Below are 13144 nucleotides of genomic sequence, written 5' to 3' on the forward strand. Positions count from 1 at the left end.
AGGCATGAAAAAATTAGTTTATATTACATTACTTTCGGCTCTCTTCGGACTTACATCCTGCGATGACCAACTAGATCAGAAACCTGTATCTAGTACAACAGCAGAAAGCTTTTATACCAATACCAACGATTTTACACAAGCTATAAATGGCGTTTATAGTAAATTAACATCTTATCCTAGTCAGGTTCTTTGGCTAGGTGAAATGCGAAGCGATAACCTCAATGTATTGCACGACGGTAATAGAGACTGGCAAGGTATTAATGACTTTTCGCCTAATATTACTACAACGGGCTTTATATCAAGTGCTTGGAATGATAATTTTAACGGAATTTTTAATGCTAATTCTGTGCTACAGGCTCTAGAAACTAAAGGGTCGATAATTACAGATGCAACACCTAAAACCCGATTTACGGCCGAAACACGTTTTCTAAGGGCTTTTTATTATTTTCAATTAGTTCGTACTTTTGGCAAAGTACCTTTGATAGAAAAACCCTTAACGGCTGTCGAAGTCGAATCTGTTCCTCGTAGCAATGTAAGCGATATTTATAAACTTATTATTGCCGACTTGGAGTTTGCCTCTCAAAACCTGCCTTTGTCTTATACAGGAGCCAATATTGGGCGTGCAACAAGCAATGCCGCCAAAGGATTGTTGGGCTTGGTATATTTAACTCGCTCTGGGCCAACGTATAATATAGAGGGTGCTGGCTTGGCTAGTAATGAATACGACAAAGCTCTTGCTCTTTTCAATGAAGTGATTGCAAGTAATCAATACCAATTATTACCTAGTTATCCTTCTGTTTTTGCCTACGATAACGAAAACAATAAGGAGGTGATTTTTGATGTACAATTTATGAGCTCTTCAAACGGTGCAGGGTTTCCTAGCCACCTAGTACCAGTTGCTTTTTGGACAGGACAGGGTATTTCTAACGCTTATGGCAATGGGTATGGTGCAAGCAATTTCAATGTTTCAAAAGAACTCAGAGCCTCGTACCTAACCACTAGTGCTTCAGATATAAGAAATACATTTAATATTCAATTGTCATATTCACAGCCTTTTATTAAAAAATACATTGATCTTGCCAAAAGGGGTACTAACGGACGAGATTGGTCTATCAATTTTATTGTATTGCGGTACGCCGATATTCTTTTATTAAAGGCCGAAGCTATTTTGAAAGGAGCAAAAGGAACTCAAACCGAAGTAGATGCCCTAGTTAATCAGGTAAGAAATCGGGCTGGTTTACCTAGTATTGCCAATGTAAGCTTTGATGCCCTTCTGGAGGAAAGAAGAAAAGAGTTTTTGGGTGAAGGTATCCGATGGAACGACCTTGTTCGTTCGGGCAATGCTATAACTAAAATGAATGCTTGGATAAAGAATGACGGAATCCTAACCATTAATCCTATTATCCCTGAATTTTTGATTTATCCTGTACCAGCTACCGAAATTGGTACAAAGGTAGGTTTATATCAGCAAAATCCAGGCTATAATTAAAACTCACATACATCTTGTAATACATACGTAGCGATTAAGTTTGCTGCGTATGTTTTGTTTTATAGAAGAAAATAAGAATACGTATTTTATCGGGGCTTTTTGTATTTATGGCCTATTCAATAATGAAGAATTTAGTAAAATTAATAGTATATCTTTGTGTTTATCTAATGGTTGTTTATTCCAAAGCACAAACGGGTATTACTTCTTGGCCAACTATTACCCAAGAAGCAAAACCTTGGACTCGCTGGTGGTGGATGGGCAATGCAGTAGATGAACCAAACCTTCGTTGGAGCCTTTCCGAATATGCTAAAGTGGGCTTGGGAGGTGTCGAAATTACACCTATTTATGGAGCAAAAGGCTACGAAAATCAATATATTGATTTTTTGTCGGAAAAATGGCTTGAAAAAGTAGATTTTACCACTCAGACAGCCCAGCAGTTTGGCATGGGTGTTGACCTCAATTTAGGAACTGGTTGGCCCTTTGGTGGCCCACAAATAACGCCACAAAATGCTTCTTCCAAGCTTTTTTTACAGCAATATCAATTAAAAGAAGGAGCATATTTACAAGACAAAATAACGGTATTACAACTGTCTAAACAAAAATACGAGACATCGTTACAGGCCCTAACAGCCTATTCAAAAGATGGTATGATCCAAATTATTACCGACCAAGTAAATGCCGAAGGAAAGTTGCAGTGGCAAGCTCCCAAAGGTGATTGGACATTATATGCTCTATTTTTAGGAAAAACTGGGCAGAAAGTAAAACGAGCTGCCCCCGCAGGTGAAGGCTGGGTTATGGATCACTTTTCAGGAATAGCCTTAAAACAGTATTTAAATCGCTTTAATGATGCTTTTGGTCAAAAATTACCTGCTATTCGAGCTTTTTTCAACGATAGCTATGAGGTGTACGATGCCAACTTTACACCTGATTTTATAGCCGAATTTCAACAACGTCGTGGGTATGATTTACGTTATTATCTCAGAGAAGTATTCTCGGAGGAAAATGATGAAAAAACTGCTCGAATAAAAGCTGATTTCCGAGCTACACTGTCAGATTTGCTCCTCGAAAAGTTTATGAAACCATGGGTTCGATGGGCACATCAGCACCAAAAGATTATTAAAAACCAAGCTCATGGCTCGCCTGCCAATATTTTGGACTTATACGCTCAGGCCGATATTCCCGAATGTGAAACTTTTGGGTCGAGTTATTTTGCTATTACTGGCTTGAGAAGAGATACCGCCGATATTCGGAAGGTACACCCCGAACCTTTGATGCCCAAATTTGCTACTTCAGCGGCACATGTAAGTGGTAAAAAATGGGTTTCTTCGGAGGCTTTTACTTGGCTGACAGAACATTTTAAAACTTCGCTTGCACAATGTAAACCCGAAGCCGAGCAGCTTTTTTTGGCAGGAGCGAATCATATTTTCTTTCATGGTACAACCTATTCTCCCCAAAATATTCTTTGGCCTGGTTGGATGTTTTATGCAGGTGTTAATTTTTCGCCCAATAATACTTTTTGGCCGCACCTTTCAGGTTTAACTCATTACATTGCTCGCTGTCAGGCAATCTTGCAGGACGGCCAACCCGACAACGAACTATTGGTATATTGGCCTATTCATGATATTTGGCACAAAAAAAGTGATTTATTACAACAAATTAGGGTGCATGAAGTAAACGACTGGCTCTATCCAGAGGCCTTTTATCGTGTAGTTTCTCTTTTGCATAAACAAGGATATGCTACTGATTTTATATCTGATAAGTTATTACAAAATGCAGTTGTCAAAAATGGGCAAATAATTACCTCTAATTTTGGCAATACCTATAAGGCTATTGTTGTGCCTAGTACCCAAAAAATGCCTATCGAAACATTCATGCAGTTAATTGACTTGGCCAATCGGGGGGCTACTGTTATTTTTGAGGACTTACCACAAAGTGTTCCGGGTTTTGGGCATTGGTTAGAAAGAGAAAATCAATTAAAAAATCTTGACAAAGGACAAATAACCATTACTAAACAAATTGTAGAAGTACTTACTAGAAAACGTATTGAGGCCGAAACACTTGTTGAAACGGGCTTACAGTTTATTCGGCGACGAAATAAAAAGGGAGTCGTGTATTATTTGGTCAATCATACCAGTAATACAATAGAAGGTAATATTCCACTCAATAGCTGTAGCGTATTGGTAAGTATTTTAGACCCACAAACGGGAAATATAGGTAAAGCGAAATCGTATTTTAGTCAAAACAAAACCTTTGTTAAACTCAAATTACGTTCAGGAGAAAGCCTTTTTTTACAAACATATTCCAAAAATCAGCCAATACCTGCATGGAGTTATGATGAAGAACAAAAGCCCATCCAAATACAAGGAAAATGGACTATTGATTTTAGAGAGGGAGGGCCTATTTTGCCACAAAAAATTCAGATAGACACGCTCAAATTATGGACAGACTTGTCGGATGAAGCTATGCAAAACTATTCGGGTGCTGGTGGATATTCCATATATTTTGAACTTAACAAAACGGCTAAAGATTATTATTTAGATTTAGGGAAATTAGCTGAAAGTGCAGAAGTGTTTGTCAATAAAAAATCCGCTGGAATAGTTTGGAGTGTGCCAAGTCGTTTAAAAATAGGATATTTGCTGAAAAATGGACGAAATTTTCTTCAGATAGAAGTACGTAATTTGATGGCCAATCGGATAAGATATATGGACAAAAACAAAGAAATTTGGCGAAATTACCACGAAATCAACTTTGTAAATGCCCATTATCAACCTTTCGATGCTAGTAACTGGCGTATAATGGATGCTGGTTTGGCGGGTCCTGTAACCTTGATTCCTTGTAAGTGATTTTGCAAAACAGTGTTAATATATTGTATTGCTACTTATTCAATTTGTAATTAGCCAAGAGTATTCGATTTTAGCGAATACAAAATAGTAAGATAAATACATGCTAAAACATATAATATCGTATGAAAAAAATAGTATTGAGTCTGATTTTGACTTTATTAGGTATACGCATTACTACTGCTCAGACACTCCCAAAAACAACTAAAACTCGTCCAAATATTGTACTGATTGTAGCCGACGATCTGGGCTTCGGCGATGTTGGTTTTAATGGGCAGCAGCTTATCAAAACGCCCAACATAGACCGTTTAGCATCGCAGGGTATGAAGTTTTCACAATTTTATGCTGGCACATCAGTGTGTGCACCTTCTCGCTCGGCTTTAATTTCGGGCTTGCATACTGGGCATACTTATATCCGAGGCAACAAAGGCGTACAGCCTGAAGGACAAGAACCTATTGCCGATTCTGTGTTAACTGTAGCCGAAGTTTTGAAAAAAGCAGGTTATATTACGGGTGCATTTGGTAAATGGGGGCTGGGGCCGGTGGGTTCGGAAGGCGACCCCAACAAGCAAGGATTTGACCAGTTTTTTGGGTATAACTGCCAAACATTAGCACACCGCTATTACCCCAATCATTTATGGAATAATGCCGAAAAAATAGTGCTAGAGGCCAACGAGAATTTGGTAAAGAATAAAATTTATGCCCCAGATTTAATTCAAAATAAGGCATTAGATTTTATAGAATCACAGAGAAATGGAAAACCATTTTTCTTGTTTTTACCTTATATATTACCTCATGCAGAGCTGATTGTACCAGAAGATAGTATTTTTCAATATTATAAAGGAAAGTTTGCTGAAAAGCCTTTCAAAGGACATGATTATGGCCCCAAAGCAACTGTTGGAGGGTATGCTTCTCAGGAATATCCTCATGCAGCTTTTGCTGCTATGGTTACTCGATTAGACTGGTATGTGGGGCAAGTGGTGGCCAAACTAAAAGAAAAAGGACTAGACAAAAATACTATTATTGTTTTTTCAAGCGACAACGGCCCTCATGTTGAAGGAGGGGCTGACCCTAGTTTTTTCAAAAGTAGTGGGAAATTTAAGGGGGTAAAGCGTGATTTGTATGAAGGTGGTATTCGAGAGCCTTTTATAGTTACTTGGCCGAATGTTATCAAACCTAATTCTAAAAGTGATCATATTGGTGCTTTTTGGGATTTGTTACCAACTTTTGCAGAATTGGGTGGAGTATCTATTCCTAAAGGTATAGATGGTATTTCGTTTGCTTCGTTGTTGACTGGCAAGGGTAAACAGCGTCAGCATAATTATTTGTACTGGGAATTTCATGAACAGGGAGGAAAGCAGGCCATTCGTCAAGGGAAATGGAAGGCTATTCGCCTGAATGCTATTGATAATCCTGACGGCCCTGTTGAATTATATGATTTGGAAAAAGATCCAAGTGAAGCTCAAGATTTGGCTAACCAGTACCCTGAAAAAGCCAAAGAATTGGGCGATCTTATTAAAAGGTCGCATCGGCCATCGGCATTATTTCCTTTTTATAGAACCACTAAATAGATTCAACGTTACGACTGTTGCTTTCATGGCTCCAACAAACAAAAAACCCAGGCAAAATGCTTGGGTTTTTGAAAGTTATCAAACTAAATCTGCATTTGAGTTGACACTGCAGATTCAATCGGGATTTAGGGTTTATGAAGTGTAATTTTGATAAAAGACTTGGGTTAAAATACATCAAACCACAGCTTGGTCAACAGGTTGTCTGTTCCTTGTTTGGCAACAGCCGCTTTATAATTGGCAGTATTAAGGGCTTGTTCGCCAGTTGGGTATGTAAGGCGTAAAGGAAACGAGCCATTGAGTACACCAGCATAAGCAGGCTTCAATTTTGGATAATCCAAGCGTCTCCACTCGGTATAAGCTTCCTGACCTTGGCTAAATAAAGCGAGCCATTTTTGTTCACCAATAGATTTTTTGTAATTAGTAGCATCATAAGCCACCGAAGTTTGGGTTAGGTATTGTGCAATATCGGCTGTACCAACCTTAAATTGTTGTAAAGAAGCTGTAATAGCTTGTTTGTACAGAGCCTCGGCATTGTCGCTAATAAAGCCTCGTTGTGCCGCCTCGCTAAGGTTGAAAAGTACTTCTGAGTAGGTCAAGAAAATAGCAGGCGTAGTAGCCGCTGTAAAATAGTCACCTAATTTAGAAGTTTTTGAGAAACCCAAACGTGAAGCTGAATCGGCTGGTAATCCATTGGTAACACCAATATACCCTGCTGGAGTGGCATCGGCTGTTTTGTTGGCAAAAATACCCAGACGTGGGTCATTCAAGCTTACCAATTTATCAATAACAGATTTACTTACACGATAATCATCGCGGGTTTCACGGTCACGAGCTACAGGGTTTTGATTGGGCGATGCCAAATAAGCCAATTGAGCTATTTCGTCGTTGCTGGCAATCAGGTTATTTTTATTGCTGGCTACTTCGGCTATAACGGTTTTGGCTGTTTGTGGGTCACGGTCGGCAATACGCAATGCTACACGCAAACGCAAAGAGTTGGCAAATTTTTTCCATCTCGACAAGTTACCATTATAAATCACATCGCCTTTAATAGGATTGCTATTGAGGTCGATAAGGTCAGAAGCTTTTTTTAAGTTGGCCAAAACGCCCGCATATACATCTTTTTGTTCGTCGTATTGTGGTGTTAGGTATTGGTCTATATTAAGGGCTTGGCTATATGGAATATTGCCGTACAACTCTGTCAGAATTTGGAAAGACCAAGACTGTAGAATCAAACCCACAGCTTGATAATTAGGGTTGTTGGTTTTTTGGCCAATCTTAATTACCTCGGCATAATCATTGAGGCTTTGGGTATAATAGTTGGTCCAAATATTTTGGACATTGGTAGGGTTTACTACATATTTGTCAACATCTGTATATTGGATTTTGGCCCAGTGTTGTACAAACAAAGTGGTAGTTTCCATTGAGGCATCCGACCCTAATAACAAGTCAGCATTAGCTTTGATAGCATTGGCCAAAAGGTACTCGGGCTGAGCTGTTGTAGACTCGTTGGGGTTTTTATTGATTTTTTCTAATTCATTTTGGCAAGCACTCAGCGAAGTAGCCATTGCCAAAGTAATTACACCTTTGAATATATTTTTGATAGTCATTTTCTGAATTTTTTAATAAAACTAAAACGATTGAAATCTTTTCTCAAAGGTTCTATTACAGAACCTTTGAGTACTTTGTCTGTTTAGAAGGTAATGTTTACATTAAAACCATAACTTCTTGTAGTAGGCAGCTGAAGCGATTCCAAACCTTGTCCATTTCCTGTATTGAAAGCCGTTTCTGGGTCGATATGTGGTGCATTTTTCTGCAAAAATGCCAAGTTTCTACCAATCAAAGAAAACGTAACCCCTTGCAAATGGAATTTGTTGGCCAAGCTAGTAGGCACAGCATAACTCAAGCGAACTTCACGCAATTTGATAAACGAAGCATCAAAAATACTTGATTCGTTGATATTGCTATTGCTATAAGTAGCTTTGTAATAGCGTTCTGCTGGCAAAATAACCGTATTGGGTTTACCATCGGCAGTTACACCTTTAAAAATAATACCATCATGATATACTTGTTCTCCGGTTGGAGAAGCCGCCGAATGCGAAGCCAATTGTACTGGAATTCCCGACTTGTTGTTGCCTGGATAATAATATGGCAAACCTCCGTTTTCTTCGTCTCTACCTTGCAAGCTTTCTATCAATACCCCAGTGTATTTACCAGTAGCGTTGGTAGCCGAATAAATTTGCCCACCTTGCTTAGTATCAATCAATACGCTCAGATTGAAGCCTTTGTAGCTAAACGAGTTGGTAATACCACCAAGCCATTTTGGGGTATAATAACCCAATACTTTTAAGTTAGGGTCACGTACAGGAGTACCGTTGGCACTCACAATAATATCGCCATTGTCGTTGCGTAAAAATGCTGTACCAAAAAGAGCTCCATAGCGTTTGCCTTTGCTAGCAAGCACCGAAATAATACCACTAGACCCCACTTTATAATCGTTCAAGAAACCCTCATCGTCCAACGAAATTACTTTACTTACGTTGGTTGAGTAGTTAACCAATACGTTCCACTTGAAGCCCGAAGCTGTTTGTAATGGCGTAAAGTTCAGTTGAGCCTCAAAGCCACGGTTGTTGATATGCCCTGCATTCAATAGTTTTTGCTTAAAACCTGTAGTTGGGCTTACATCTGCACGCAAAATTTGGTTGTAACTATCCGAGTTATAGTAGTTAAGGTCTAGTCGTACTTTATTTTTGAAAAGGGCTACGTCTACACCAATTTCACTAGATTGTGTAATTTCGGGTTTTAGGTTTGAACTCAATACTACATCCGAAACGGTCAATAATGGGTTACTACCAAAAGGCTGATTGAACGGATACGTATTAATCAACTGATAAGGGTCGGTATCTTTACCTACTTCTGCCCAGCCACCACGTACTTTAGCAAACGAAAGAACATCGCTTTGAATATTTAGGGCTTCTGTTAGTACCAAACTGGCATTGATTGATGGATAAAAATAAGAATTGTTTCCAGCAGGCAAAGTCGACGACCAGTCGTTACGGGCTGTAAGGTTCAAAAATGCAAAATTCTTGTAGCCCAACTGTGCCGACGAGTACAAACTGTATACTTTTTGCTTACGGAGTATATTATACGAAACTAGTGGGTCACGGGAGTTGTTCAACGTATATAAGTCAGCGACAGCTAATTTGGGTGCTTGTTGATAATTCTGTTCGTTGAAGTTGCTTCTGAGGTTACCGCCCACTAACCAGTCCAAATCAAAGTTGCTATTAAGCTTTTTGTTGAGGTTTAGGGTAAAATCAGTGTTGTTTTCATTTACAACGTAGGCATCTTCGGTATACGAGCCAAATGGTGTTCCGTTAGTACCAAACGCCACCTTAAACTTTCTTTTATCGGTATAGTAGTCGTTTCCTGTACGAATACTTGCATTTAACCAACTATTGATTTTATACGAAAGGTTGACATTACCAAAGAAGCGGTCACGGCGTTGTTGTACTGTATTTTCGTAAAGTAGCAGATAAGGGTTGCTATAATAGCTATGATTCCAGTTGTAGTCGAAGCCTCCTTTGTTGTAGTCTTTCAAAAGTTCGGTATCGACCTGACGACCAAACCACAAGAATTGTAGCATAACGCTTTGTCCACGACCCGAAAGCCCAGGAAGGTTATCAGAACCACTTCTGATAAAATTGGCACTTGTACTTAGGGTTAATTTGTTGTTTAGGCGATAAGTAGAGTTTACAGCAAATGAGTTTTTGGTAATATCTGTATTAGGAATAACCCCTGTTTGATTAGAGTTGTTGAATGAAAAACGATAGTCTAATTTTTCGTCAGAACCAGCAACCGAAATACCAAGGTTAGCGGTTTTTCCTGTTACAAAAAAGTTTTTCACATTGTCGGGATGAGCTACAAACGGAGCTGGTTGTCCATTTGAAAAGAACTGAGGAATCAAACGTCCATCTAATTTTGGCCCCCAACTTTCGTCAGTACCGTCGTTGATACCACCACCTTTACCATCTTTATACGAAAACACGCCGCCTGTTCCTTGTCCATAACTATTCTGATAATCTGGTAGTACCAATAAATTTTCGGCCGTAAATCCCGCATTCAAAGTAACGCCTAGGCCTTTTTTCTTAGCTGATTTTCCACTTTTTGTTTTGATCAAAATAACACCATTAGAAGCTCGTGAGCCATATAGTGCAGCCGAGTTGGGGCCTTTCAAAACACTAATAGATTCAATATCGTCGGGATTGACATCGGCAATAGCATTGGCAAAGTCACGACCAGAACCAATCCCATTTTGGGTGTTATCTACTGGAACACCGTCGATAATGAACAAAGGTTGGTTGTTACCAGCAATTGACGTTTCGCCACGAATCACGATTCTCGACGATCCCATACCGCCTTGGCTGTTGGTAATGTTAACCCCTGCAATTTTTCCAGAAAGGGCATTGACAAGGTTGCCTTCTCGTGCTTCGGCAATATCTTTTGTACGGAGTTCTTGAACAGCATACCCTAGCGATTTTTTCTCTTTGGCAATACCTAGGGCTGTTACCACTACTTCCTGTAATTGGGTATCTTCTGTTTCTAAAGCGATATTGACCACTCCACTAGCAGGTACTTTTTGCTCGACCGACTTAAACCCAATAAATGAGAATTTGAGAATATCTTCTACTTGAGCCGAAATATTGTATTGTCCTTCGGCATTGGTTACTGTACCTTTGGCAGTACCTTTTATGAGTACAGTAACACCAGCAACAGGCTGATTATCAGACTTTGATAGTACTTTTCCAGTAACTTTGATATTTTGAGCAAAAAGCTCGCCCAGCTGTAATACAAGGATCACAGCTAATGAAAATCTTAAAAGTTTTTTCATGTAGTATTTATATTTTGAAAATAAACGAACAGCCTTGTCTTGCTAGACATGGAGTGCTGACAGATAGGTAAACGGATGCTGAAAAGCAATTTAGGTATTTAGCTGACCTAACAAGCGAACCTATACCTGAAGAAGAAATTAATGTTGTTATAGAATTTGGAATGCATATTTAAAGAGTTTTGATGATTGTTTATAGATAAAATATAAAATCTATATGTTTAGTAGGCAAATATATAATCATTCATCCCTTATCTGCAAACAATCACCGTATAAATTGTATTATTTTAGTTAAAAAGTTATATATGTTGAAATTATAAAACAAATAATTGTATTATTCTATGCTGTTGCTAGTAATGGTGTTGCCAACGGAGTCACATTTTTAGGGAGTCTGTCTTCTTCGTAAATCGCACGAATGGTATCAATAATAACCTTGATTTCGTAAGGAGTATTGAATTTACTAAACGAAAATCTGATATTATCTTTGTCGAGGTTTTGTTGTAAAGCCTTTAATACATGCGAGCCTGCACTGGTCAAGTTAGAACAAGCACTACCACCCGACACCGCAATATCTAGCTTGTCGAGCTTATCGAGCAAAGGCCCACCTTTCCGTAAATGTGGGAAAGCCACATTTACGATATTATAACTACTGGCTGTTTCAGACTCACTTGCTCCATTGAAAGAAATATCGGGTATTGGGCTGTTTTTGAGCTGCTCAATCAAATATGACTTCAAATAGGCAATATGATTACGGTATTCCTCTAGTCCACGATAAGCCACTTCCAGGGCTTTGGCCAATCCTACAATTCCAGCCACATTTTCGGTGCCGCCTCTTGTACCACGCTCCTGAGCCCCTCCATAAGTATGAGGTTTTACTCGCTTATACTTGTCGATATAAATAAAACCAACACCTTTGGGGCCATGAAATTTATGAGCCGAACCCACCAAATAATCTACATTTAGCAGAGAAATATCAAATTTGTACTTGCCAATACTTTGTGTGGTGTCGGTATGAAATAGGCCATCGTATTTTTTTACTAAATATCCTATTTGCCGAATATCGTTGATATTCCCGATTTCATTGTTGACGTGCATTAGGCTAACCAATGTTTGTGGATTATATTTCAACAGATTTTCGAGATGTTCAAAATCAATATTTCCTTTAGTATCTAGCTGTACAAAGCTCACTTCTAATTCTCCTTCCTGCGAAAATTGCCCTAAGGTTTGTAAAACAGCCTTATGTTCTATTCTCGAAGTAATGGCATGCTGCACCTCAAATGTCCTTACAGCTCCAGCAATAGCCAAATTATTGGCTTCGGTAGCACCCGAGGTAAAAAAAATATCATTAGGCGAAACATTGAATAACTTGGCAACTGTCAGCCTTGATTCTTCTACTGCTTCTTTAGCTTTTCGGCCAAAAATATGATTTGAAGATGCGTTACCATACTGATTAGTCAAATACGGAATCATGGCATTAAGTACTTCAGGGTCGAGGGCTGTTGTTGCGGCGTTATCACAATAAATCTCCATGTCTTTTCTTGTTTTTAGGTTGTTGTTTACGAGCTTTTTCATAGTCAATAGGTTTAGGGTATGTTCCCACTAAATTCACCATTTTTTCACTTTAATATATTTAGTATATGGATTTTATAGATTATATCTCTAAAACTATATATGAGGTTCTTAATCAGTACAATAAATATTTCTAGTATTGGGATTGGAAAGATTTATCGTTAGAATTAGGTTGGGGCACCTTGCTGATGACTACAGGTTGCCAGAAGTTCGTCGAGCCTAATCTCTCCCTTCATTCTTTATAAATCTATTTATTCGATAGGCAAAGTTCTTTATGTCTTTTGACAATTCCAAATTTTTTTGCAAAATTTATTTTATTAGTTTAAAAAGGAGTTGATAGATTATTATAAAGTGAATTATGGGTCAGTGAATGAACGGTTGATTAAACACTTTTGGATAAGCCTTGTAGTAGCTTTGTCATTGATTATGAGTTTTTTTCGAGTGATATGACTAGCGGTGAAAAACTTTTTCATTACAACTACAAGTATTGGATAAGTGCATAAAATGATATTTATCAGATTTTTTTTCAGAATAATTTGGATATGTAATTTTTTATTATGTAAATTTGTCCTATAGAATAACTAGATTAATAGATTTATAAAGAACGAAGGGAGAGATTAGGCTCGACGAACTTCTGGCAACCTGTTAGCCACCAACAAGGTGCCCCAACCTAATTCTAACGATAAATCTTAAGTAATTAAGCCATTTATCATGTTGGATAGCATTATGTGCTGTTTTCAATAGATGGTATCAAAATTACTTTTTTCAACCATTTTAATAAGTAACTCATTAA

The 13144-nt window shown here is 38.3% G+C and carries 6 protein-coding genes and 2 riboswitches; of the genes, 3 read left to right on the plus strand and 3 right to left on the minus strand.

Going from position 1 to position 13144, the window contains the following annotated elements:
* The first annotated feature begins 4 nt into the window (after nucleotides 1-4).
* The 3 genes from FLEMA_RS0101840 (at nucleotide 5) to FLEMA_RS0101850 (ending at nucleotide 5900) form a co-directional block, all read left to right on the plus strand.
* Nucleotides 5-1489 (plus strand): RagB/SusD family nutrient uptake outer membrane protein, encoded by a 1485-nt coding sequence (locus FLEMA_RS0101840; RefSeq protein WP_026993983.1) that lies wholly within the window; start codon nucleotides 5-7, stop codon nucleotides 1487-1489.
* Between the two features lie 122 nt (nucleotides 1490-1611).
* Nucleotides 1612-4332: a glycosyl hydrolase gene (locus FLEMA_RS0101845; RefSeq protein WP_026993984.1), complete on the plus strand. Its 2721-nt coding sequence runs from the start codon at nucleotides 1612-1614 to the stop codon at nucleotides 4330-4332.
* A 122-nt stretch (nucleotides 4333-4454) separates the two neighbouring features.
* Nucleotides 4455-5900: an arylsulfatase gene (locus FLEMA_RS0101850; protein WP_026993985.1), complete on the plus strand. Its 1446-nt coding sequence runs from the start codon at nucleotides 4455-4457 to the stop codon at nucleotides 5898-5900.
* A 164-nt stretch (nucleotides 5901-6064) separates the two neighbouring features.
* Here FLEMA_RS0101850 and FLEMA_RS0101855 read toward each other — a convergent pair whose 3' ends face one another.
* The 3 genes from FLEMA_RS0101855 to FLEMA_RS67190 all read right to left on the minus strand — a co-directional run bounded on the left by FLEMA_RS0101855 (nucleotide 6065) and on the right by FLEMA_RS67190 (nucleotide 12354).
* Nucleotides 6065-7507 (minus strand): SusD/RagB family nutrient-binding outer membrane lipoprotein, encoded by a 1443-nt coding sequence (locus FLEMA_RS0101855; protein ID WP_044170497.1) that lies wholly within the window; start codon nucleotides 7505-7507, stop codon nucleotides 6065-6067.
* Nucleotides 7508-7590: 83 nt separating this feature from the next.
* On the minus strand, nucleotides 7591-10785 hold the full coding sequence (locus tag FLEMA_RS0101860; protein WP_026993987.1) for a SusC/RagA family TonB-linked outer membrane protein: 3195 nt from the start codon (nucleotides 10783-10785) through the stop codon (nucleotides 7591-7593).
* A gap of 336 nt (nucleotides 10786-11121) precedes the next feature.
* On the minus strand, nucleotides 11122-12354 hold the full coding sequence (locus FLEMA_RS67190) for a cysteine desulfurase family protein (protein WP_229359325.1): 1233 nt from the start codon (nucleotides 12352-12354) through the stop codon (nucleotides 11122-11124).
* A gap of 149 nt (nucleotides 12355-12503) precedes the next feature.
* A riboswitch (SAM riboswitch) is annotated at nucleotides 12504-12599 on the minus strand.
* A 344-nt stretch (nucleotides 12600-12943) separates the two neighbouring features.
* Nucleotides 12944-13040, plus strand: a riboswitch (SAM riboswitch).
* Nucleotides 13041-13144 lie beyond the last annotated feature (104 nt).

The organism is Flectobacillus major DSM 103 (assembly GCF_000427405.1).
GTDB classification, from domain to species: Bacteria; Bacteroidota; Bacteroidia; order Cytophagales; family Spirosomataceae; genus Flectobacillus; species Flectobacillus major.

Coding starts and splice junctions, on each gene's coding strand:
- FLEMA_RS0101855 (WP_044170497.1), bottom strand. CDS start 7,507: ATGACTATCAAAAATATATTCAAAGGTGTAATTACTTTGGCAATGGCT.
- FLEMA_RS0101845 (WP_026993984.1), top strand. CDS start 1,612: ATGAAGAATTTAGTAAAATTAATAGTATATCTTTGTGTTTATCTAATG.
- FLEMA_RS0101840 (WP_026993983.1), top strand. CDS start 5: ATGAAAAAATTAGTTTATATTACATTACTTTCGGCTCTCTTCGGACTT.
- FLEMA_RS0101860 (WP_026993987.1), bottom strand. CDS start 10,785: ATGAAAAAACTTTTAAGATTTTCATTAGCTGTGATCCTTGTATTACAG.
- FLEMA_RS67190 (WP_229359325.1), bottom strand. CDS start 12,354: ATGAAAAAGCTCGTAAACAACAACCTAAAAACAAGAAAAGACATGGAG.
- FLEMA_RS0101850 (WP_026993985.1), top strand. CDS start 4,455: ATGAAAAAAATAGTATTGAGTCTGATTTTGACTTTATTAGGTATACGC.